The 24,416-nt window shown below is 51.6% G+C and carries 18 protein-coding genes and 1 pseudogene; 17 read left to right on the top strand and 2 right to left on the bottom strand.

The features are described from left to right. The first annotated feature begins 37 nt into the window (after positions 1–37). On the top strand, positions 38–442 hold the full coding sequence (locus tag MRJ96_07905; protein ID MDR4501357.1) for a hypothetical protein: 405 nt from the start codon (positions 38–40) through the stop codon (positions 440–442). A gap of 225 nt (positions 443–667) precedes the next feature. Continuing rightward, a complete protein-coding gene (locus MRJ96_07910; protein ID MDR4501358.1) occupies positions 668–1,063 on the top strand; it encodes a hypothetical protein in 396 nt (131 codons plus the stop codon). Positions 1,064–1,476: 413 nt separating this feature from the next. Here the strand turns inward: MRJ96_07910 and MRJ96_07915 are convergent, their stop codons facing one another. Then, positions 1,477–3,171: a BamA/TamA family outer membrane protein gene (locus tag MRJ96_07915; protein MDR4501359.1), complete on the bottom strand. Its 1,695-nt coding sequence runs from the start codon at positions 3,169–3,171 to the stop codon at positions 1,477–1,479. 294 nt (positions 3,172–3,465) lie between these two features. Here MRJ96_07915 and MRJ96_07920 point away from each other — a divergent pair, with 294 nt between their 5' ends. Next, positions 3,466–4,956, top strand: a complete 1,491-nt coding sequence (locus tag MRJ96_07920; GenBank protein ID MDR4501360.1) for an FAD-dependent thymidylate synthase — start codon at positions 3,466–3,468, stop codon at positions 4,954–4,956. Positions 4,957–5,003: 47 nt separating this feature from the next. Beyond that, positions 5,004–6,026 (top strand): tetratricopeptide repeat protein, encoded by a 1,023-nt coding sequence (locus MRJ96_07925; protein ID MDR4501361.1) that lies wholly within the window; start codon positions 5,004–5,006, stop codon positions 6,024–6,026. Between the two features lie 6 nt (positions 6,027–6,032). On the opposite strand, the gene MRJ96_07930 is transcribed toward MRJ96_07925, so the two are convergent. Beyond that, on the bottom strand, positions 6,033–6,302 hold the full coding sequence (locus MRJ96_07930) for a hypothetical protein (GenBank protein MDR4501362.1): 270 nt from the start codon (positions 6,300–6,302) through the stop codon (positions 6,033–6,035). A 258-nt stretch (positions 6,303–6,560) separates the two neighbouring features. Here MRJ96_07930 and serC point away from each other — a divergent pair, with 258 nt between their 5' ends. The 13 genes and pseudogenes from serC (at position 6,561) to dxs (ending at position 24,412) form a co-directional block, all read left to right on the top strand. Further along, positions 6,561–7,643: a 3-phosphoserine/phosphohydroxythreonine transaminase gene (gene serC, locus MRJ96_07935; GenBank protein MDR4501363.1), complete on the top strand. Its 1,083-nt coding sequence runs from the start codon at positions 6,561–6,563 to the stop codon at positions 7,641–7,643. A gap of 52 nt (positions 7,644–7,695) precedes the next feature. Beyond that, positions 7,696–9,294, top strand: a complete 1,599-nt coding sequence (gene serA / locus MRJ96_07940; GenBank protein ID MDR4501364.1) for a phosphoglycerate dehydrogenase — start codon at positions 7,696–7,698, stop codon at positions 9,292–9,294. Positions 9,295–9,365: 71 nt separating this feature from the next. Then, positions 9,366–10,691, top strand: a complete 1,326-nt coding sequence (gene hisZ, locus MRJ96_07945; GenBank protein ID MDR4501365.1) for an ATP phosphoribosyltransferase regulatory subunit — start codon at positions 9,366–9,368, stop codon at positions 10,689–10,691. After that, positions 10,678–12,027, top strand: coding sequence for a replicative DNA helicase (gene dnaB, locus MRJ96_07950; GenBank protein MDR4501366.1), 1,350 nt, complete (start codon positions 10,678–10,680; stop codon positions 12,025–12,027). Before hisZ ends, dnaB begins: the two co-directional genes overlap by 14 nt. Before the next feature lie 68 nt (positions 12,028–12,095). Beyond that, the gene (locus MRJ96_07955; protein ID MDR4501367.1) at positions 12,096–13,946 is read left to right on the top strand and encodes a tetratricopeptide repeat protein; all 1,851 of its coding nucleotides are present in this window, start codon (positions 12,096–12,098) and stop codon (positions 13,944–13,946) included. 299 nt (positions 13,947–14,245) lie between these two features. Further along, positions 14,246–14,383: pseudogene (locus MRJ96_07960) on the top strand (prepilin-type N-terminal cleavage/methylation domain-containing protein). Between the two features lie 480 nt (positions 14,384–14,863). Then, entirely contained in the window at positions 14,864–16,168 is a 1,305-nt protein-coding gene (locus MRJ96_07965; protein MDR4501368.1) for a nucleotide sugar dehydrogenase, read from the top strand. A 225-nt stretch (positions 16,169–16,393) separates the two neighbouring features. Then, positions 16,394–18,574 (top strand): squalene--hopene cyclase, encoded by a 2,181-nt coding sequence (gene shc, locus MRJ96_07970; GenBank protein MDR4501369.1) that lies wholly within the window; start codon positions 16,394–16,396, stop codon positions 18,572–18,574. A gap of 15 nt (positions 18,575–18,589) precedes the next feature. Further along, on the top strand, positions 18,590–19,414 hold the full coding sequence (locus MRJ96_07975) for a hypothetical protein (GenBank protein ID MDR4501370.1): 825 nt from the start codon (positions 18,590–18,592) through the stop codon (positions 19,412–19,414). Positions 19,415–19,662: 248 nt separating this feature from the next. Further along, positions 19,663–20,286: an ABC transporter substrate-binding protein gene (locus MRJ96_07980; GenBank protein ID MDR4501371.1), complete on the top strand. Its 624-nt coding sequence runs from the start codon at positions 19,663–19,665 to the stop codon at positions 20,284–20,286. A gap of 65 nt (positions 20,287–20,351) precedes the next feature. Further along, complete coding sequence (locus tag MRJ96_07985) at positions 20,352–21,506, top strand: outer membrane protein assembly factor (protein MDR4501372.1); 1,155 nt, start codon at positions 20,352–20,354, stop codon at positions 21,504–21,506. 164 nt (positions 21,507–21,670) lie between these two features. Continuing rightward, positions 21,671–22,357, top strand: a complete 687-nt coding sequence (locus MRJ96_07990; protein MDR4501373.1) for a tetratricopeptide repeat protein — start codon at positions 21,671–21,673, stop codon at positions 22,355–22,357. A 156-nt stretch (positions 22,358–22,513) separates the two neighbouring features. Beyond that, the gene (gene dxs / locus MRJ96_07995) at positions 22,514–24,412 is read left to right on the top strand and encodes a 1-deoxy-D-xylulose-5-phosphate synthase (protein ID MDR4501374.1); all 1,899 of its coding nucleotides are present in this window, start codon (positions 22,514–22,516) and stop codon (positions 24,410–24,412) included. The last annotated feature ends 4 nt before the right edge of the window (positions 24,413–24,416 follow it).

Consider the following 24,416-nt stretch of genomic DNA (forward strand, 5'->3'; position numbering starts at 1 on the left):
CCGCGCTGACCGAGGCCGACGCGTCGATGGTCAGATCGTGTCCGGAAGTTTCGATCTGTCCCCCGTGGCCATAGTGCCTTCCGCCCCTGGCCAGTATTTCCCCGGCAACCGAGGTTCTGGATTCCTGGCTCGTGATATCCGACCACAAGACGATCGTGCCGCCGTCGCCCCGTTCGGTCGCGGAGGCATCGATGGATGCCCCGGGTTCCATCGTGACGGTTGTGGCGTGGCGCATCCCGCCGGAACCCTGCCAGCCACCGCCGATGAGCACTTCTCCCCCTCCGGTTGCGCCGGTCGCCGTAATGGAGGAATCGGTTCCGAGCTTCAGATCATCGCCTTCCAAGAGAACCCGCCCGCCCTTGCTGACGAGACTCGAGGCGCTCAGGATTCCATCATGTCGCACCACGCTGCCGTGGAGCTGGTTGGCCGCGTGGGCCGATAAGATAATGAGCCCATCGGGCGCGAGCACGGCGTGGCCATTTTCCACGATGGTGTCGATAGTGGCCGGGTCGACACGGATGCCGGTCAGACTGCGATTCGGATCAAATTGTAATTCGAACGCTTCGCCGGCCGCGAGCGCCACGGTTCCGAGTTCGGCGATGATCACGCCATCATTCCGGACTTCCGGGGCCAAGAGCGCGATATAGCCGCCAAGCGACGCGCGCAGTTGCCCTTCGTTGATGATGCGGCCGGTCGCCCCGTTTCGCGTAAAGTGATTCTTGCCGGCCATGAATTCCTCCACGCTCAAACTATGGGTGGTGGCCACGAGGCCGCCGACATCGATGTTGGCGCCCGGTGCGAAATACACGCCGTTGGGATTGGTCAGGAACACCTGGCCGTTGGCGTTGAGCTGGCCGAAAATCTGGCTGGGGTTGGGGCCCTGGACGCGATTGAGTATGACACTGCTGGTCGAGGGTTGATTGAAATTGACGGTGGCTTGGCTGCCAATATCGAATGTGTGCCAGTCAATCGCCGCACGATTGGTGGCCTGGTCGATGTTCATGGTGTTGTGTTGGCGACTGATGCTGGCTTGCCCTCCCACGACCTGTTCGCCTGTCGGTAATTGGGTCGCGCCTGGGGCAGCAGCGTGGCTGACTGCGGGGTTCAGCACCAAGGTGCTGCAGAGTAAGACATGGAGAAGAAGACGTTGCCGGCCGGATTGTCGTGGGGTCTTGGGTGTTCGCTGTGAATTAGGGAAAGTCATGTTGTTTGTTTCCATGAAGATCGTTTGATTCGTATCCTGGGCCATTCGTTTCTTTCTTCTGTTGTATTTTGTGAGACATTTAGAGAATTTTCGGAGACATTAGGGGAGAACTTTAAGACGAGGGCGCGCAGGATTGGCGGGCGTCGTGCGGGGAGTCCGTGACCGTCGTTATTACCTGGAAGTGTTGAATCCAAGAAGTCCATGTCGCGAGAAAGACGTCGTGCGTCCGAAGCTTCGGAGCGGTTCAACCAAGCCTTGGTTTATCAGGATTGTTAGAAGGCATAGACGGCTGAAAGCCAAAAGCGGTTGAGAATGTGGGAGCCATCTTGGTCTTTCCCTGTCGCGGTGGGATTGGGGTTGTCGCCTAAGCGGTGGGACCAGGTGGCATCCAGAGAGAGCCCAAACCAACTCACCCATGCCACGGACAGTCCGCCTCCTTTGAGGGTGTAGTCTTTCCCGACGTTCCGTTTATTGTAGACGCGGCCGACGTCGTAAAATCCCGTGAGCGTCAATCCGTAAGGGAGCTGTGCTTGGAGTTCAAGGTTGGTGGTCAAGCCGCTGGACCCACTGGCTTCATTGACTGGATACGCGCGCACGCTGCTTGGCCCTCCCATGTAATATTTTTCCGCGGAGTCGAGGGTCTCAAAGGCTTTTTGGCCGGAAAAGATGCCTCGGAGCGACAGCCAGGGAAGCAGCTCTTGCTGGCGGCTCAGAGACAAGCGAAATTTGGTAAAGAAGCCTTCCCGGTTGGAGTTTTCCGATGCTTGATGTCTTCCCTGGTCCAGGGTTCCCAATACCCAGGTGAGACTGCCGAAATTGGACCCGTGAAGGCCGGTGAGGGTTTCAAACCAGTTCCCGGCCAGACCAAAGGTGCCTTCGTTGATATGGTAATCGGATTGACGTGTTCCGAGGGCTCGATTTTCAAACTGTCGATAATCGTAGTTCATCAGCATCTGGAGGTTGTAGGTGCGGGCCCGTATGAGAGGATAAAACGCCTCGAGACCGACAGTTGAGGCATGTCCTTTTCCCCTTAATGCGGAAAACTCGGGAGCGATGAGTCGATAGGAGAGCAGAGAGGCGCTGGCGCCTATCCTCCAACCATCATGTCCAATCGGGACGGTATAGCGTAAGCGTCCATATTCACTCCCCGGCGAAATAATGGTTGATGCGATGAGTTGATCGCCAAGCTTGAGCGGGCTGTTGAGGTAGGCGGTGGCATAGCCTTGCGCCATGCCGGTCCCGCGGTTCCCGCCATTGTTTACGCCGAGCTGGCCATGAAGGAGCGGGTCGTCCGCGGCGGTGACCTGGACGGTGGTTTCTCCTTCGCGCGCTCCGGCTTGGAGAGCCCCAGCTACCGCCACCCCCGGGAGATCGTCCGCGAGGAGCAGTCCTCGATCGAGGGCCTTCGTGTTCAACAATTGCTGAGGCGTCAGTTGCGTGTCGATCAGGTCTGTGATGTCGTGCGCGGCGACGTGCGTCGGTGGCTCCCCGCTTATGGCGGCTCCGCCAAACGTGGCTTCTTGGATATTGATGGTGACGGTGCCGTCCGTAATATCTTGCTTCGGGAGATAGGCGCGCACGATCCATCCTGCCTGACGGTAGTATTCGGCGATGTCTGCCGTGGCTTTTCTGAGCGCGGCCAAATCCAGATGTTTGTTCACGTAGGGGGCGACGACGGTTTGGAGCCGTCCGTCTGAGATTTGAGTATTTCCAGAAAATCGAAAGGACTTGACCAGGATCGTGACAGCGGATTGAGGGGCTTGCTGTGGCGCGGGGGGCGCATCGGGAGGGACTTCTTCCGGGAATGACTGTTCGCGTTCCATCTCTGATTGCCGCTGTTGCTGTTGCAGTACGCCGGCATCAGGAATGGTTTGCGCGAGGCTTGTGAGGATTCCCCAATGGCCGATGGTGCAACTCAACAGAATGATCCCAATCAGCAGGCAGGTTGCGAAGTGTCGTGTGTTCATATGTGGAGAGTCCTTCCGATCTGTCGGTGTTTTGACGAGTGAACGGCGAGAGGGCCAAAATTTTGACTTTCTCCTGCCATCCGTCATGTCACCATCCGAACATCGTTCGTGGCTTCACGAAATCTGGAGAAAGGAGACGATTGGCTCTATGGCTCTGAATGTATTCACTTTTGCTCATGTCCAGAACTTGCTTACTGTGCAGGACCGCTCTATATTGATCTGATTCGACAGCCTACTTCCTTCCATGCAAGGGCATGCTGTTGCATGATTAATGCCTTGCCTTGTTGCTGATGTATGAGTTCTGACAAGAAAGCACAGCGGGTCATCGCGTTGGCGCCCATGCCGCCGGAGAAATCGGCCTATGCGTTGGCTCGGTACAGTCGGTCTCCTGATTCCATCGAAGAGAGTCTCGCGTGGGTGCATTCCCATTCGTCAGAAAAATTCTGGGAACAGTTTTATTTTGCGTATGGCCATGGATCAATCGCGGACTTGGGTCATGTGACGATTTGTTTTGAAAACATCTCGGAGTTGGCGGCAATTCGGATCGAAGACGAATCGCTGTGGGACGGGCAGGCCAAGTCGAGCCGGTATCAAAACTTCGAGGCCAGCGGGTGCTTTGTTCCGGCTTCGATTCAAGATTCAGAAACAGAGGGTGCGTATCACGGGCTCTTGAGCAGCCTGTTTAACGTGTATCGCGAGCTGAAAGGGCCTGTCGAACGGTTCTTGTCGGAACGGGACCCGCGGCCGGCGTCGATGTCTGAGGCTCAGTACAATCGGACCATCGCCGCCCGGGCGTTTGATGTCACGCGTTACTTGCTTCCATTGGCCGCTCGAACGAACGTTGGGCAAGTCGTCAGCATTCGGACATTGGAAAAGCAGATTGCGCGATTATTGTCGGCGCAATTGCCGGAATTGAAATCCATCGGCGAAGAGCTGAAGGAAGCATGTGCGAAGAAACCTTCTCCGGCTTGGGCCGATCTCGAACAGCAGGATGTCAGCTCGCTCGAGCCGTTAGCCCCAACCTTGGCCCGCTATGCCGTGGCGAGCCCCTATCAGTCGGAAGTCTACCGGGACCTTTCCCGGGCAGGGAGGCCAATTTTACGGGATGCCGGTTTGGATCGTCCTGAAGGTTGGGTTGGGCGAAGCCATCCTGTGGACTTGATTGAACCCCATGAACCGTTGGATGAATTAGTCGCCACGTTGCTCTATCGTGTGTCCCACGCGCCGTATCGCTGTCTTCTCGAACTGATTCAGCAGTGGCCGGAAGGACAGAAGCATGATTTTATCGGAGTGGCCCTGCAGACACGCGGTCCTCATGACGAGCTGATTAAAGAATTTCGTTCGGGGTATGCGTTTATCTTCGATGTGCTGATGGATATTGGTGGATGGCGAGATATGCATCGGCACCGCCGGTGTCAGCAGGTCCAACAGAACTTTACGACGCTGCATGGCTATGATGTTCCGCCAACCCTTGAAGCTGCGGGGCTGGATACCATGTATCGTCAGGCCATGGATGCCGTGAGAGACGATATCGATAAATTGCGCGCCACGAGTCAGGAAGGAGCCTTGTACGCCATTCCTTTTGGGTTCAAGGTACGTTGTCTTTTTAAAATGGACTATGCGGAAGCCGAATACGTGTCGCAGTTACGGTCGGGTGTGAAAGGCCATTGGTCGTACCGGACTATTGCATGGTTGATGAAAGAAAAGATCTTGGAACGGTATCCCTACCTGGGAAGTCTCATTCAAGCGACCCCGCCAGATATCGAAGATTCGTTGACCCGGTAAGCGAGCATAGGCAAGAGGGTGGAAGCGGGATAGAGGATGAAGATTTCATGAAGTATGAAACGGCTATTGTTGATGCGATCCGTCAGGGCGACTGGGCACATGTTCGAGAGATGGCGATTGCCTGGTCGCAAGAGACTGACGCAGGCCCGCGCGCGTTTTTCGCGGTCAATGTGAGCAGTTTAATTTTTGGAGAATTCGCTCAAGCCTGGCAGGCCCATGCCCGGTCATTGGAGCAGGAAAAGGATATTGAGTCTGTACGGGACTGGCTTGATGACATCCTCACGAGACATGCAGAGGATAGTCATCTTCACTTGCTCAAAGGCCTGTTCCTCGCGCAGTCTGGGAAATCCGAGGATTCAGTGGCCTGTTATCAACAGGCTATCGCGCTCGATGCTCAGTCGCCATACCCGCACTTTTTTCATGCGCAGATTCTTCGACGGATGGGGAAGATGGAGCAGGCGATCAAATCCTGCCGTGAGGCGGTCAAGATCATGCCTGACTATACGGCTGCTCGACTGAATCTTGGGGTCATGTATCAAGAGCAGGGGCGGTTGGAGATGGCCATTCCACAATACCGGGAAATTTTAAAATTGCAGCCTGATCATGCCGTGGCTCATACGAATTTGGGATGCGCCTTGGCAGAGCAGGGAAAAATTGAACCCGCTGTTTTGGCCTACAAGAAAGCCTTGGAGTTGGTTCCCAACGATCCAGAGGTTCACTTTGCTCTTGGCGGCTTGTATGAAACGAAAGGTCGAAAGGATCTGGCCAATCGAGAATATGAAGAGGCCTTACGCCAGGATCCCAATTTTTTCCCCGCCGCGACGGCCATCGGCTGGTATCTCATGGAGCGTGGACAGGTTGATCATGCGTTGGACTATTTTAGCAAGGCGCTCAACGCGAACCCTGATGACGCGTCTGCGACCTTCGGAGTTGGCCAAGTTTATGACAAGAAGGGAAAGGGGTCCATCGCCGCGGATCACTATTACCGGGCTTTGGACTTAGAAAAAGACCCGGACCGCAAGGCGAGAATCCTGAATTTTATCGATCGCGTCGGGGGGTTTCAGGCTTAATAGGGGTCACGGTGAAGACAGCGTTTGTTGAAGGGCGCTGATTTGGGCACTTACGTTTCCACCCTGCTCAAGTTGAGACTGAATCTGCTCTTTTAAGTATGTGGAATATCCAACCTTTTCGAGCAATATGGATAGAAAGCGGTCAGCGGTCGCCGTCGCGTGCCCTTGAAGCGTTTCCACGTCATTATCGCTGACCGGTACGTAGCAATCTCCAATGTGAAGAATGAGTTTATAATAATCTCCCTCTCGTCTTTTCTCAAAATGCAAGCCTGTCAAAGTATTACCCCATTCATGAAAGATAAGTTGGCCATCTTCAACACGCAGGCATTGTAGGCCATCGTTTTGAACAAGACAAGGCGGTTCCCATCCTTTCTTGACTGGGTAGAGACCCTATGCTAGCGTTACTCCCTTTTCCGGAAAAAGAATATTGCGTATGGAGTGGGTAATTCGGTTCATGGGAGTCTAGATGATAGATTTCTCGTGAACCCGATAAGAATTTCTTCGTCATCAATCTCCCTGGAACAGGAGCCCCTTATGTCGCGAATCTATAATTTCAGTGCTGGTCCGGCCATGTTGCCGGAAGCGGTGCTGCTTCAAGCTCAACGTGAATTACCCGATTGGCACGGGGCTGGTGCGTCCATTATGGAGATGAGCCACCGCGGGAAAGAGTTTGTGTCCGTCGCCACAGAGGCCGAGCAAGATGTCCGTGACCTTCTTGGCGTCCCGAAAAACTATAAAGTCTTGTTCCTGCAAGGAGGGGCGACCACTCAGTTTGCGTCGATTCCCATGAACATTCTGAGGGGAGAGACCAAGGCTGATTATATCTTGACAGGAGCCTGGGGGAAAAAAGCGATCAGTGAGGCCAAAAAATACTGCACAGTCAATGTGGCGGCTTCTTCACAGGATGATAAATTTTCGAGCATTCCGTCTCAAGATCAATGGGCCCTCGACCCAGAGGCGGCTTACGTGCATTATACGCCCAATGAGACGATTGGTGGCGTGGAATTTCATTGGGTACCCGATACAGGAGATGTCCCACTCGTGGCGGACTTCTCATCTACGATCTTGTCCCGCCCCATTGACGTGAGCCGTTTTGGGATTATTTATGCCGGAGCCCAAAAAAATATCGGACCATCTGGAGTCACCTTAGTTATCGTGCGAGACGACCTTATCGGTCAGGCATCATCGATCACGCCGAGTGTCTACGACTATGCCCAGCAGGCTGAGGCTGACTCGATGCTCAATACTCCCCCCACCTATGCCATCTATGTGGCCGGGTTGGTGTTTAAGTGGCTCAAGGAGCAGGGCGGCTTGGCCGCGATGGCGCAGTTGAATGAACGAAAAGCCAATAAACTCTATCAGGCCATCGACCAATCGAGTTTTTACCGTAATCCAGTCGAAAAATCAGCTCGGTCCTGGATGAATGTGCCGTTTGTCTTGGCTGATGCGGGTTTAGATAAAGAGTTCCTCGCCGGAGCCACCGAAGCGGGGCTCACGACTTTAGAGGGGCATCGTTCTGTCGGTGGTATGCGAGCCAGTATTTACAATGCCATGCCCGAGGCTGGTGTTGATGCGTTAATTCAGTACATGACAGATTTTGAAAAGCGCAAGGCATAAATTCAACGCATGTCTTGAGGCGAGAGACTAGAGGAGGCCGTCAGAGAACATCATGAATATTTTAGTGAGCGATAAACTCTCTGCCCGTGGGGTCGAAGTGTTAGAACGTGCGGGATTTTCAGTTGGTGTGAAGACCAAACTGTCTAAAGAAGAATTACTTGATGAGATCAAGAATTATGAAGGTCTGATCGTCAGATCCGCGACCAAAGTGACCAAAGAAGTGATCGAGGCGGGCGGTCGACTTCGAATCATTGGCCGTGCCGGCACGGGGCTGGACAATGTCGATAGTGACGCGGCGACTCGGCGGGGCATTGTCGTCATGAATACGCCCGGTGGGAATACCATTACCACCGCTGAACATACGATGGCGATGGTCGTGTCAATGAGCAGGAAAATTCCTCAGGCCACTGCGTCGATGAAGGCGGGGAAATGGGAAAAAAGTAAGTTCATGGGGGTCGAGCTGTATAACAAAACGATGGGGCTGGTTGGACTGGGTCAAATCGGTTCTCATGTCACCAAATTGGCTCAAGGGCATTTCATGAACGTTATTGGTTATGACCCCTATTTGGCCAAGGACCGTGCACAGCAAATGGGGATTGAGGTCGTGGAATTGGATGAACTTTTTCAGCGAGCCGATGTCATCTCTGTGCATACGCCGTTGACCAATGAAACTCGGGGGTTGATCAACGCGAAGACGATTCAGGAGATGAAAGATGGGGTTTTGATCGTCAATTGCGCCCGGGGCGGGATTATTCATGAGCTCGATCTGTATGAGGCGTTGAAATCAGGGAAGGTCTATGCTGCGGCATTTGATGTCTTTGAAGAGGAACCCATAAAGCCCGATCACCCTCTCCTGTCTCTCGATAATTTTATCTGTACCCCGCATATCGGGGCTTCGACGGAAGAAGCCCAGGAAAATGTGGCGATCGGGATCGCAGAGCAGTTCGTGGATTACTTTAAACGGGGGTTGGCGCGTGGCGCGGTGAATGTCCCTTCGGTTTCTCCAGAAGTCCTGCCTCAGCTTCAACCGTACCTGACGCTGGCGGAACGGATGGGTCTTTTCCAAGCGCAATTGCTCGACGGGGGCGTGAAATCGGTGACGGTCGAATATTTCGGCGAAGTTGCCGGTTTGTCGGTGGCGCCTTTAACGACTGCCGTCTTGAAAGGCTTATTGTCTCCGATACTGGAAGATGTGATTAATTTCGTCAATGCCCCTGTCGTCGCGAAGGAGCGCGGGATTGAAGTCAAAGAAGTGAAGAGTAGTGACGCCGGAGACTTTACGAGTCTTATTCGCGTCAAAGTCCAGTCTGGACAGAAAGATTACCAATTGGCTGGTACGCTCTTTCATCGACAAGAACCGCGAATCGTCGAAATCAATCAGTTCCAAGTCGAAGTGAGTTGCGACGGACAAATGTTCTTGATCGACAATGTCGATCGGCCGGGAGTCATTGGAACAGTTGGGGGTATTCTTGGTAAGCACTCGGTCAATATTGCACAGATGCAATGCTCCCGGGTTGAACAGCAAGGCGGTCAAGCTCTTCTCATTTTTAGCTTGGATGCTCCTCCTCCGAAGGAGGTCCTCGAAGAGGTCAAGCGAGAGGATGGTATTCTGTCCGTCAGGCTTGTTGACCTTTCTAGAAGCCACTCATAGGACGCGCTCACGTATTCCGCCAGCGGCGGTTCTAGTCTAGGCTTGGCATTTAGACTTTCACCAACACGGTCATGAAACCAGCCCGCGCCCTCATTCCGATCGGAACAGCCACGTTTGGTCCTGACACGGCTCGCCGCGTCAGGACATTAGAAAGACAGCTGATCACACTCCTCTCCCGGTGGGGGTACCGGGAGATTATCCTTCCCATCTTCGAATACCTGGATGTCTTATCAGTGGGACTTGCGCCTGAAGTCCTTGAGAAATGTTATAAGTTCGCCGATTGGACGACGGGCCGTATTCTGGTGTTACGTCCTGATATCACGGCCCAAATTGCTCGAATCGTTGCGATGGGCATGGGCGGGGCTGAGCTGCCTCTGCGACTGTCCTACCGCACGACGGTCTTTCGGTATGAACCCGAACATGCCGGAAGAGAAAGGGAACGGTTTCAGGTTGGCGTTGAACTGATAGGGACAGATGATGCATCCGCCGATGCTGAAGTCGTGATGTCTCTCATCGAACTGCTGAAAACCATCGGTCTTCCGGACTTTAAGGTTTCGCTCGGCCATGTCGGGTTTTTTCAAGCCTTACTGAAAAAGTCCGGTCTCTCACCATCCGATCAGCGGAACGCGGCGTATGCCGTGGCCCACAAGGATCTTCCTCTGCTGGAAAATCTTTTACGGCAGGGACGATTACCTCACAAGAAAATTCACGTGATCTTGGAAGCCGCGGGCCGATGTGGCCAGGAAGATGTCCTGGAGTGGGGGCGAGGCGTGGCTGGGCGTGATCGAAACTTGATACGCCCGATTGAGCGTTTAGTCGCCGTGTATGCCCTGCTTGAGTCCGCGGGGCTTAAAGATCATATCTTGGTCGACCTCGGTGAATTTCGAGGGTTTGACTATTACGATGGTGTGGTCTTTGATGTGTTTACGTCCTCGCTCGGGCAGGAAATTGGGGGAGGAGGGCGGTATAATCACCTGTTGGGAAGGTTTGGGCGCGACTTGCCCTCGACAGGGTTTGCCCTGGACATGGACCGTGTGTTCGCGAGCTTAGACCATACTGGGCTTTTTCCCAACGAGCACGCGGCTTCGATATTGCTTATGGCATCTCAGAAGCAATTTGGGGCAGCGTACCGTCTGGCTCAACGCTTGCGCCGTGAAGACATGCCGGTCATTCAGGAAATGGTCAGTGTCGGGACCGCCAGCCGACTCAAGGAGCATGCCAACGATCGGTTAAAGAACGTGGGCGCATCGACCGCGATTCTCTTGGGAGGCGGGCGATCTCCGGAATCGGCGATCCTCATTCGTCGCACGGCATCACAGAAAAACCCTCGCCACGTTACCGTGCGGGTTGAAGATGTACCGGCTATCTTAAAGGAAGGTGCATATGCCCGTCTCTGAAATGACGGATCTCCGGCTGCCTCCCCAAAATCTCGAAGCAGAACAATCGGTGCTTGGTGCGATTTTGCTCGATAACGCGGCGCTTAACCGTGCTATCGAGATTGTCTCGGAAGAGGATTTTTATCGTTCAGCTCATCAAAAACTGTACCGAGCGATGATGACGTTGTCGGAACAGAATGAACCGGTCGATCAAATCACCTTGACGGAACACCTCAAGGGTATCGGTGAGCTCGATACTGTCGGAGGCGCCTCGTACATTGCTGAGCTGGTCCATATCGTCGCGAGTGCGGCGAATATCCGCTATCACTGTAAAATCGTTCACGATAAATCCATGCTCCGTGGGCTGATCCGTACGGCAACCGATGTGGCCACGCGAGGGTATGAAGGAACGAGCCCGACTGAGGAATTGTTGGATTTTGCCGAACGCGAAGTCTTTCGGCTGGCGCAGGGAAAATTAGGACGTTCCTTTCTGCCGGTCAGTGACATTATTAAAGAAAGTGTCGAGATTGTCGATCGTTTGTACAGTCGGAAGGAACGGATTACGGGAATCCCCACAGGGTACGCTAAATTAGATGACTTGACCGCTGGATTGCAGCCGTCCGATTTGATCATCATCGCCGGTCGACCGAGTATGGGGAAGACGAGTCTGGCGTTGGGAATCGCTGAGAATGCTTCGATCAAGGCCAATAAAGTCGTCGGTATCTTTAGCCTGGAAATGTCGAAGGCGCAGTTGGTCTTGCGGATGTTGAGCTCGCAAGCCTTGTTGGATTCCCATGCCTTGCGGACCGGACAGTTGTCCAGTCAGGATTGGCAAGCCTTGACGAATGCGGCGACGCGGTTAGAAGACGCTTCAATTTTCATCGATGACTCGGGCAATTTAACCGTTCAGCAAATGCGGGGAAAAGCCAGGCGGCTCAAGGCCGAACATGGGCTTGATCTGCTCATCATCGATTATTTACAACTCATGGAAGGCCGTCGTGACTCCGAGTCTCGTCAGCAGGAAATTTCAGATATTTCCCGTTCCTTAAAAGCTCTGGCCAAGGAGTTGGATATTCCAGTGATTGCTTTATCACAGCTCAGCCGCGCCGTCGAGAACCGAAAACCGCCGGTGCCTGTTCTTGCTGATCTTCGGGAATCCGGCGCCATCGAACAAGATGCTGATGTGGTCATGTTCATTTACCGAGAAGAAGTGTATGATCCAGATACGGAGGAAAAAGGGGTTGCCCAAATCCTCGTTCGGAAACATCGAAATGGCCCCATTGGCGAGCCGAGGTTGCATTTTCATGAGCGATATGCTGCCTTTAGAGATCTTGAAGAGCATCGACAAGTCACTTAGGGAGGGTGTGGAAGTTTTTGGTGGTGCTGTACTTTGTGCGAATAATAAAAGGATAGTATGATACGAATATGTCTGGCTCTTCTCCTATGATGAGACGCGAGTGTGCTCGCCATGACCGATGTCATGTGACGTCATGGACACGTGTCTCGTTAGTATTCCTGGCCGCTCCTCTGCTTATCCTGTCTTGTGGTACCGCCCCACAAGGGAGTCTCCAAACGCCTGACGCGACTCCGGTTCAAACGTCTGCACCGATTCACCCTCAGGCCTACTATTATTTCTTGCGTGGCTACTTAAATGAATTAGCCAATGATCCCGATCAGGCGATTATTGAATATCACAAAGGGTTACGCGTTGACCCGGATTCCGTCTATCTTAGGATACGAATCGCGAGGCTCTATTTTTCCAACAGTGAAATGTCCAAAGCCGTTGAGATGGCTGACAGTATTTCAACCTCGAACGTGACGGACCATTCCGAGCTTTTCGATCTTGCGAAGATTTATGCGGGAACGGGCCATTCGGAGAAAGCTCTTGACTTGTTTGACCGTGTGATCGAAGCCGCCCCAGACCAAGAGAAGGGATACCTCTCCAAGGGGATGCTTCTATTGGGGTTAAAGCGAACAGGCGAAGCCCAAGCGGTCTTGCAAGAAGCGATCGCCAACGTTCCCCGCTCGTCCTCTGCCTATTATTACTTGGGTGTTGCGGTGCACGAAGATGGCAAAACGGCGGACGCCACACAATACTTTGAAAAGGCCATAGAATTACAACCAGATTTTCGCCGAGCCTATCAGGGCTTAGGAACGCTCTATGAGAGACAGCAGCAGCTTGAGCATGCCAGCCGGGTGTACGGACGTTATTTGGAGGAGGTGAACCCGCATGACAAGGAGTTTCGCCTGCAATTGGTGAAGCTCCATCTTGAGACGCAGGCGTACGCCGATGCCTTGAAACAATTGGAGCTGATCATCAAAGATTATCCGGGTGATTTGAATGCCCAAGTCCGCGTGGCCCTTGTGTACGGTGAAATGGGGGATTACCAACAGGCTATCGATAGGTTGACAGGTATTTTGAAAGCTCGTCCCAATGAACTCCGGGTGCGTGATTATTTAGGCTTGATGTATGAAGAAATGAAAGATTATGACCAGGCCGCAGAGATTTATCGTGAAAATTTGCGATTGAACCCCGATTTTTACGATAGCATCTTGCACTTGGGGTTTTTGTCCTATCGTCAGAAACAATTTTCAGAAGCCATCACTCGCTTGGAACATGCGAAGGCCATTCATCCTAAGCGTTCAGAGTCCTATTTGCTCTTGGGCCTTACCTATCTCCAGCAGGAGCAGTATGTGTCGGCTATCAAAGAGTTTGAAGAGGGCATTCAACAGGACCCCACCAATGCCGACCTTCATTTCAACCTGGGGACCGTCTACGATAAGTTGAACAGATTTGATGACGTCGTTCTGGAAATGGAACGCACGTTGACCTTGGAACCCGAGCATGCTGACGCTCTGAATTACCTGGGGTACAGTTATGCCGACCGAGGAGTGAAAATTGAGCAAGCCGTCGAGTTGACAAGACGCGCGGTCAAATTAAGACCGAACAACGGCTATTATATCGATAGTCTTGGATGGGCCCTGTTCAAGGTCGGTCGAAGTGAGGAAGCTCTCGCGACGATTCATCGTGCATTGTCCTTCGTTTCAGATGATCCCGTCATTTTTGAACATCTCGGAGAGATCCATCTCCAACGACAAGAACTGGAAAAAGCTCAAAAGGCCTGGTCTCGATCGATTGAGCTGGACTCATCCAATGAACGGTTGATCCAACGTTTTCGAGATCATGGATTTGGAGAGCCCACTCTTCTTCATACGCCCGAAGCCGAATTACCCAAAGTCAGCCATAGTACTTCCGAACATTCCGTTTCCCCGTAAAGATTACATGTTTCTGGTACGCCTTTCTGTGTGAGGGGTGATTTTATAGGGACGACGGCTGGTGAGAGAGGGAACTGCGATTTTGGGGCCTTAAAACGAGCATCAGCGGATTAAGGCAGGCTTTCTGTCTGCCGACAAGTACCATACAGAAAAAACAGGGCTAATGGGTCTTGCTTCTCAACAGGAGAGGCATGGACAGAAGTAGAACAATCATGCACAATGAACACTGGTATTGGCAGTGTCGTCAATCCTGGCGTCTGCGCAATCTACCCAGTGTCGTCTTACGTCGGAGTCTCATTATGAACAGGAACATCGCGCGAAATGCACGTGGGTTTAGTCTTACGGAGTTGATGATCGTTGTGGCGATTATCGGTATATTGGCCACGATTGCCATTCCAAAGTTTATGACCTATCAAGCCAAGGCCAAGCAAACCGAAGCCAAGAATAATCTCGTGGCGATTCACACGGGTCAAATCGCGTATTTCGCCGAAAATAATGGTTATATCGATGATTTTAACGCGATCGGGTTTGCGGTCAGTGGATCCTCTCAACGGTACTATTACGAACTTGGCAGAGCCAACATGGGCACCCTTCCTCCTGGTTGTACAGCTTCGACGCTTGATCAAGCGTCGTCAAACGCATTCGTTGCGGTAGCGATCGGCAATATCGATGGAGATGCAACGTGTGATGTTTGGACTATTAACCAGGAAAAAGTTCTGACCAACGTCACGAATGATGTTTCATCGTAACGCAATTCAGATCCAACGCTGACAATCAGGCGCTTCGCGGCCCATGACGGCAACCAGAGAGTTTCACGATGTGTGTACATTATCCCTGTATAATCGCGTAACAGCCATCATGCCGGTAATTGATCTTGATCTAGACTTCCGCAGCAGGACCGAACAAGGGGTAGAGCAATGAACATACTCGATAAAATCAAAAACCATTCGGCGAAGATCGGCGTGGTGGGACTTGGTTACGTAGGGCTTCCACTTGCTGTTCTTCAGGCCAGGACAGGCTTTTCTGTCGTAGGGATTGACTCCGTCCCTCAAAAAGTTGACTTGGTCAATCAAGGTCACAACTATATCGGTGACGTAGTTGATGCGGAGCTTCGCGAAGTCGTCGACGAGAAGCGGTTGGTGGCGACGTCGGACTTTTCTGTCTTACAAGATTGCGATGTGGTCTTGATTTGCGTGCCGACTCCCCTTACGAAGAATAAAGAGCCGGATATTACGGCGATCGTGAAAGTGACAGAACATCTGGCTCGTCATGCTCACCCGGATATCTTGGTCGTATTGGAAAGCACGACTTACCCCGGTACGACCGAAGAAGTCATTCTTCCCCGGCTCGAAGAAAAAGGGCTTACGGTTGGACAGGATTTATTCGTCGCGTTTTCACCTGAACGGGTTGATCCAGGAAATGAAAACTTCAAAACTCATAATACGTTTAAATTAGTCGGTGGCGTGACCAAAGCCTGCCGGGAAGTCGCCCAAACGTTCTATGAACAGTCCATCGTTAAAATTTTTCCACTGAGTTCACCAAGAGTCGCAGAAATGGCCAAGGTGTTTGAGAATGTATTTCGTTCCGTCAACATTGCCTTGGTGAATGAATTGACCCTGCTGTGCGATCGTATGAACATTAATGTATACGAAGTTATCGATGCCGCGGCGACCAAAAACTTTGGATTTATGCCTTTTTATCCAGGTCCGGGAGTGGGAGGGCATTGTATTCCCCTCGATCCGTATTATTTGGCTTGGAAATCAAAAGAGTATGATATTCATACCCGCTTTATTGAGTTGGCTGGTGAAATCAACGAAAACATGCCCTACTATGTCGTCAGTAAACTTCAGCGGGTGTTAAATCACCGGGGGCAATGTTTGAATGGAGCTCAAGTGCTAGTCCTCGGCATCACGTATAAGGCCGATATCAGTGACGAGCGGGAATCTCCTGCGACAAAGGTCATGGAATTACTGCAAAACGAAAACGCGAAGCTTGTCTATTCAGATCCATTCGCCTCTAGCGTTTGTATCGGGAGCCATCAGTATAAATCTCAACCTCTGACCCCAGAGCTACTCTCAGGGAGTGCCTGTGCTCTAATCTTAACCGCTCACTCTGCTTTCGATTATGAAATGATCGTCCAACACGCTCCTGTCGTGTTTGATACGAGAAATGGAACACGACATGTGCAACAGAATCGTGATCGCATCGTGCTCCTGTCTTAGTATGTGAGCGTTGAGTTATTTCACTTGGTTTGCTTCCTATTTCAGCTCCGTTTCCCCTGAGTCGTCAGCCTCTCACCTATTTGATTGACACGATGAGAGGGCTTTGTTATAAGCAGTGGCCCTTCCTTATGTGACGACTGAGGGGGAAGTGCGTGTGCGTTCTTCCAAATAACTGGCGTATTTTCCTCTGATCGCACTCAATTCACAAACAGGTATCTATAGTCAATGAGAATTTTCAAGCAACTTCTCGTGCGCCTATCTGATAGTCTTTTGGCGAATGTGCATCCGGTCTTAAAATCAAAGAACCCTCAAAAATCTCTGCCTGCCTTAAAGTTGGTTGCGGACAATCCTCATCCAACAGCCGCGTCGCAGGCTTCATCCAACCGAACGCCATCGTCCGTGGCTGGCCATGCGGAATCAATCGAGGAGGCGCTTCAGCGAGGGGAATCTTGGTTTTTATCACGACAACATGCTGACACCGGTTTTTGGGTTGAAGAATTAGAAGCGGATACCACGCTGACTTCAGAATATCTCATGCTGAGACGGTTCATGAATCGAGTGGATCCGGAACGAGAGCAGAAGGCTGTTCAGTATCTCATCGAGACGCAATTAGCTGATGGAGGTTGGCCGATTTATTCGGATGGCCCAGCCGATCAGAGTGCCTCGGTTAAAGCCTATTTTGCGTTGAAGCTCTCTGGCGTCTCTCCGGATGAACCGTTCATGCAAAAAGCTCGCGAGGTCATCCTCAATAACGGCGGCGTTGTTGAGTCCAATGTCTTCACGAAAATTACGCTTGCTCTGTTCGGGCAGTATCCTTGGCGAGGTGTCCCAAGCATGCCTGCCGAAATCATGTTGGCCCCACGCTGGTTTTATTTTAATCTTTATGCCGTGTCCTATTGGTCTCGTGTTGTAATTATTCCGCTGTTAATCATCTTTGCCTACCGACCACTTTGCCGAATTCCTCAAGAGCAAGGCATTGAAGAACTCTTCATTCGACCTTCGCATTTGGTCGAATATTCACAAGAATCACCGTTTAAGAAGGACGGGGTCTGGTTGAGTTGGAGGAACTTCTTTGTCTGGATTGATTCGGTCTTAAAGCTGTATGAACTCTTCCCGATTCGATCCTTGCGGAAGCAAGCGATCAAAAGGGCGGAGGCCTGGATGCTCGACCATATGAAAGGAGAAGGTGGCTTAGGCGCCATCTATCCGGCCATGGCGAATTCGATCGTGGCTCTTCAGGCGCTCGGGTATTCCACCGACCATCCGACGGTGGTCAAGGCTTTACAGGAAATCGAAGAGCTTGAAGTCTATTCCCACTCACGCGAACGAGGCAGTCAAAAGGAGACTCTTCATCTGCAGCCCTGTATTTCTCCAGTGTGGGATACGGCCTTGACCCTTGATATGTTGATCGAACGCGGGTTGAAGCCGAACCACCCGGCGTTATCGCGTGCCGCGTCATGGTTACGGTCACGGCAGACACAACGTGTTGGTGATTGGATTGTCTCGTCACCTACGGCTCGTCCTGGTGGTTGGTATTTTCAAGGTGAAAACGATTGGTATCCGGATGTCGACGACACTGCCGCCGTTGTCATTGCCTTATCAAAGCTTGAGACCGAATTGCCAGCGGACCGAGATGCGGCGATACGGTTGGGATGTGAGTGGGCGCTTGCCATGCAAGGTTCAGATGGTGGGTGGGGTGCGTACGACAAGGATAACAATCGGCTGATCTTCAACAAAATTCCCTTCGCTGATCATGAAGCCTTGCTAGACCCGAGTACGGCCGATCTGACCGGACGATGTCTTGAAATGTTGGGAACCTTAGGCTATGACCAGACACATCCGTCCGTAGGGCCGGCGTTAGAGTTTTTACGGCGCGAACAAGAATCAGACGGGAGCTGGTATGGACGTTGGGGGGTCAACTATGTGTATGGCACATGGTGTGTTCTCGCCGGGCTCCGAGCCATCGACATCGATATGACCTCGCCCTGGGTCCAAAAAGCCGTCACGTGGTTAGAAACCGTTCAGAATCAGGACGGGGGGTGGGGTGAGTCGTGCCTTTCTTACGCCGATGTATCGGAATCGGGACGAGGTGAAAGTACGGCCTCTCAAACAGCCTGGGCCTTGATGGGCTTATTGGCCGCTGGGGTTTCCGATTCCATTAGCGTCGTGCGCGGCGTGAATTTTCTCCTCCGTCATCAACGACCGGATGGTGTGTGGGATGAGCCGTTCCACACAGGGACCGGTTTCCCCAGAGTGTTTTATCTTCGCTACCACGGATACTTTAAATATTTTCCCTTGTGGGCGCTGGCCATGTATCGAAATGTGAAGATGAATGGTCAATCGCGGGCTGATGAATTGCGCAAAGCCACACAAGCGGCTCGACGGCAACACGAAACAACTCGCTAAAAGATCGAGATTCCCGTGAGCCAGTCGGTTGCATCCGAAGCTCTCCCTTTCAGGCTTGCGATCTTTACGGCCACTCGGTGGGAATTCCGATCTGTCCAAGAGTCCATCACGGTAGACGAATCTCTTGCCATTGCAGGAACGCGCGGTATCGTTGGCCGTGTGGGGCGGGTCCATGTCTACGTATTTCAATCTGGCATCGGGCTGCAAAACGCCTATCGGGTTTCTCAGGCCGTGTTGAGTCTTCAGTCGTGGGATCTCGTCATTTCTTCAGGATTTGCGGGAGCGCTCGTTCCCTGCGACATCGGTACTCTCGTAAACGGTCATGCCGTTCTGCTCGATCAGGCTGCAGAGGTTCCTGGGTTTCTTCACTCGCGACCGATTGTCTGCGACGAATACTTTCAAGCTAAAGTTTCTGAGGTGGCATCATCACTGGGTTCTGAGCGTCGGTCGGGGACCATTGTGAGTACGTCGCGTATCGTGGGAACCGGACGAGAAAAGCATTCTCTTGCCGTACGAACGAATGCGGTCGCGCTTGATATGGAAAGCGCGTCTTTGGGACAAATGGCACGTGAGCAACACATTCCCTTTCTCGTCGTCAGAACCATTTCCGATCTGGTCGATGAAGACTTACCCGTTGATTTTAATCTTTTTCTTCAGCCAAAACTGTGGCCCAAGGGTATCGGTCAGATCTTACGGCGACCTCTGTGTTTGCTCCGAATGCTGACCCTCCGGAATCACATGCTAGTTGCCTCTAGGCAGTTAACCGTATTTTTCCAAGAATTTTTTAACTGCATGAGTCGGGGGTCTTGTTCATCGGATATTTCGCATTCACGTTTCTGATCATATGATCAGTATTTACTGTTTCAATCATCGCGTATAGTATGATAAGACCAGGTGTCTAGAGAATTTCTGAGCAGAGCAAAACTTGGTAATGCAGGGACTCTGGAGCTGAAGTTCTTTCCCAAGTTCTCCAGGCTGGTTGGAGGATATGAGTAACATTTTGTGAATCGGCCTGACAAACAGTATGAGAGTTTCCAGCATTTCTATGAAGTCACTTGAATGTCTCTTCCAGACCAAGGGAGTGTGTTATGGAATCAGCTAAGAATGTGAGTATCGTGGTCCTGAGTCTTTGTGTGATCTGCGTCATGTTTCTCTCTTCGATCGGGCATGCGGCGAGTCCGGTCACTGCGACGGAGTCGATTAAAGAAACGATTGACCAGGTTCTTGCCGTGTTACGGAATGAGGAACTCAAGGGTGCGGATAAAAAAGATGAACGTTTAACTCAGTTGACCGAAATCATTGGGCAACGGTTCGACTATGAAGAAATGGGAAAGCGGACTCTTTCTCGAGAATGGAAAAACCTGACTCCTGAACAACAAGAGGAATTCGTGGGTCTGTTTCAACGATTTCTCACCAAATCCTATGCTGGCAACGTTGATTCATACTCGGGTGAAACCATTGAGTATATTAAAGAGCGGAACAAAGGAGACTTTGCCGAAGTCCAAACGAAAGTCGTCTCGCTCAAGTCTCAAGTCCCCTTGGATTATCGTCTTCTTAAAAAGAATGAAGAGTGGCGAATTTACGACGTCGTCATCGATGGTGTGAGTCTCATGAAAAATTACCGCGGACAATTTGACCGGATCCTCAAAACCTCTTCGTTTGAAGGTCTCTTGACCAAGCTTCGGGCGAAAGCTGATCAGGCACAACCCTGATTTCTTGGTCCATGCCCCACGTCCGTTGGTTATTCAGTCTTTTCCTGGTTGTGGGGATGGTAGCCATGAGCAGTATCGCCTCCCTGGCGATCGCGAAACGTTCGATCTTTGGCGTCCCTGCCATTTCAACCTCTAAGAATGATGGCCGAGATTTTGGGATCATCGTCCCAATTTTGGAGTCGGATGATGAGGGCAATCTTGTCTCTCTTATGGCGCCGATGGTGATTCATAATTCGTTCTTGGGCGTTCGCGGCACGATGAATTATTATCGGTACTGGTCTGCGGGGCGGCAATTAGAATTCGTCGGGTCCTACACGGAAGACATCGAGCGGAAGCTCAAGATTCAATATAAGGACCCGGGGTTTATTCAAGGGCTCTTTTTTCTCGATGTGGGCGCGGAGTTTTTTAAGAACGCAACGAAACGATTTTATGGGATCGGCCAGACCACGCCGAAAAGTAATGAAACCAATTACACGAGTCGAGAAATCGGAGTGCGTTGGAATTTTGGGATTCATCTCAACGACGTGACGCGTTTAATGATCGGCCAGCGATATCGTGATGTCGAAATGCAGCCTGGCGGTGTGGATACGTTGCCGTATACCAAAGATCGGTTCCCTGGAGTTGATGGAACGCAAAGAGTCACGATATTGGCCAATCGCCTGAGTTTTCAGTATGACAGTCGTGATAATCTCGTGACCCCCACGGCTGGAGTTCGCGCGGAAGCCTACGCCGAAGCTGTTCATAATTTTCAGCGGCAGAGTGCGGATGATTTCGTCTACTTTCGGTATGGGGTCGATGTTCGCGCCTTATTCCCCAGCCCCTCGAAACGTCTGATCCTTGCCGTTCGTGGGAATGTACAGCTCAGTGTCGGGAGTGGTATCCCGTTCTATGAACGAAGCTCGTTAGGAGGACAGGATAATTTACGGGGATATGGGCAGGATCGTTTTATCGATCGACACCTTGTCTCATTGAATGTTGAAGAGCGTATTCATGCGCTGGGAATCAATTTATTTAACGTGAATGTTGAGTTTGAAGTCGTCCCATTCATCGATATGGGAAGGACATACCGGAATTTTAAATATCGACAATTTAATGAATATGAGCTGACGCCGGGTATCGGGTTTCGCGGGATAGTCCGTCCTAATGTCGTGGGACGGGTCGATTGGGCGTACAGTAAAGACGGTGGAGCGGTCTTTGCGGGCTTGAGTTATCCGTTCTAGCTCGTCGATGGCCTCAAGTTCGAAAAACAAAATGCAGGAAAAGTGAGAATATGAGTTTCAGGGCGAAGAAAAACCTCAATCGTTCTGGCTTAAGGCATGCCCTAACTTTGTCTTCTGTGATTTTTCTATTTTCCTTATGTGTTGCGCTGAGCTTTTTGGTGCTGATGTCTGTGCTACATGTGTGGAGCCAGCAGGATGAGACATTCTATCTTCAGACGATTCACGAACAGATCAAGCATGCGCAGGTCGAGATTGAGGCAAGTCCGCGTGATCCGCGACTTCTCACAAAGCTGGCGGGTCTGTATTTGAATCTTGGCGCGGTGAAACAGGGTTCAATCGAACAACGGATTTCTTTTCATGAACAGGGAGCGCAGCTCGCTAAACGAGCCTTGACGATTCAAGAAACTCTGGCTGATGCGCATTTTTACTATGCGGCCAATCTCGGAAGCGCGACCCAGCTTAAAGGAATGATGGCATCAGCATTCGTTGTCCAAGAGTTGAAGTCCCACGCCAATCGAGCCCTGGAACTTCAACACGATCATGTCCCGGCACTTCACATGCTTGGTCGGATATTCGATGAGTTGCCCTGGTTTCTCGGTGGCGATGAAGAGTTGGCTCTCCAATATATGGAACGAGCGGTCGCAATCGATGAACATGACGTTCATGTCCGCCTTGATCTTGCAAAATTGTACATCAAAAGAGACCACGTCCACGCCGCGAAGCGGGAGCTCGAGAAGATCGTGACCGAGAACTCTCAAAAACAGGATTGGATGTGGAAACGGTATTATCAACCCGAGGCGACTGAGTTGCTCACGGAACTTCAATCATATGATGATGCGGATCAGGAGTAAGCGCGTGAGCCTGCGTTCGCCACGCGGCATTTCTTGACATGTTTTCACGACTATGGGAAAATCACCGTGGTTAAAGAAAACTACGCATGTCTGATATTTTCCTAGCTTTTCCTGCCTAGGTGTCTCATCAATCGTCCATAGCGAAAGGTTGATCTTATGTCGGTATTAAAAAGGATTGAGAGTCCTCAAGATCTCAAAAAGCTCTCTCCGGATGAGTTTCCTGAGCTCTGTCAAGAAATCCGGAGTCTCATTATCTCTGTAGTCTCGGATGTCGGTGGACACCTTGCGTCAAATTTGGGTGTCGTCGAATTGACGGTTGCGCTGCATTATCTCCTTAAAACGCCTCAAGATAGGATTGTATGGGACACGAGTAATCAAGCCTATGCTCATAAGTTGTTGACCGGTAGACGAGAACAATTCCATACCCTGCGCCAGTTCGGCGGCATGAGTGGATTCTGTAAGAGAGAAGAAAGTGATTACGATGCTTTTAATGCCGGACATGCAGGGACGGGTGTTTCAGCCGCAGTCGGGTTCTCCGAGGCTCATGAGCAACTCAGGCTTCCGCATCGAACGGTTTGTGTCGTGGGAGATGGGGCGCTCACGGCCGGTATGACCTTGGAAGGATTACAGCACGCAGGAGATCTTGGAAGAAATCTCATTGTGATACTCAATGATAATCAAATGTCGATATCCCGGAATGTCGGGGCCATCTCTGCATACTTGAATCGAACCTTTACGGGTGAGTTTTACACCAGACTTCGTGAAGAAACTTCGCAACTGCTCGAGACCATTCCGCAAATTGGCGAGCCCGTCAAGAAAATGGCCATTCGGGCGGAAGAACTCGCCAAAGGCTTTTTGCTTCCGGGCTTGCTCTTTGAAGAGTTAGGGTTTCGTTATGTCGGACCGATCGATGGACACAATTTTGAACATCTTTTGCCGACCCTGGAAAATATACTCAAACTCAAAGGGCCCACGCTTCTGCACGTGATCACGAAAAAGGGGCTCGGGTTCGAGCCGGCCATGAAGAATCCGGTCTGGTTCCATGCCTGCTCACCGTTTGATGCCCATACCGGTGAACCCAAGAAGAAATCATCCAGGCCGTCATATAGCGCTGTGGCCGTGAAGACATTGGTCAATATGGCCAAGGAAGATAAACGGATCGTCGCGATCACCGCGGCGATGTGCGAAGGCACCGGTCTCAATGCCTTTGAAAAAGCATTTCCCGATCGTCTGTACGATGTCGGGATTGCCGAACAACATGCTGTAACCTTTGCAGCTGGCCTCGCAGCCCAAGGCATGCGTCCCGTGATCTGTATGTATTCCACGTTCTTGCAGCGGGCCTATGATCAGGTGGTCCATGACGTGGCGACCCAAGACTTGCCCGTCACATTGTGCATTGACCGGGGAGGTTTGGTGGCCGAAGACGGAACGACTCACCACGGCGCCTTTGACTATGCCTATCTTCGGCACGTTCCAAACATGATTGTCATGGCACCAAAAGATGAGAATGAATTGCAGCACATGGTGAAGAGTTGTGTGCATTACGATAAGCCTGTGGCCGTGAGGTACCCGCGTGGTTCGAGCCTTGGTGTGCCCATGGATCCCGAGCCTGAGCCACTTCCTCTCGGGCAGGGAGAGTTACTGCGAGAAGGCGACGACGTGGCGCTTGTGGCGGTCGGGGTGCTTGTTCACCATGCCTTGGAGGCAGCCGATCGACTGGCCGAGGAAGGTATTTCGGCGGCCGTGGTGAATGCCCGTTTTGTGAAGCCTCTTGATGAAGCGTTGATCGGGAATGTGGCTCGAAACGTGAAATGTCTGTTGACCATGGAAGAAGGATGCCGCATGGGTGGTTTTGGATCGGCCGTCCTGGAGTCATTATCAGACCAAGGTCTATGGCAGCTGCCAACCAAAGTGTTAGGGCTTCCCGATATCTATATTGAGCAGGGCCCTCAAGAACTCTTGCGCGAAAAGTATGGATTGACGGCGAATGGCATCTATGATCAAGCTAAAGCCCTTCTTGAACGGGTTTCCCTCCAGACGACTGTCATGAGTTAGGTAA

It is taken from the genome of Nitrospirales bacterium, from assembly GCA_031315865.1.
Classification (GTDB): Bacteria; Nitrospirota; Nitrospiria; order Nitrospirales; family UBA8639; genus JAGQKC01.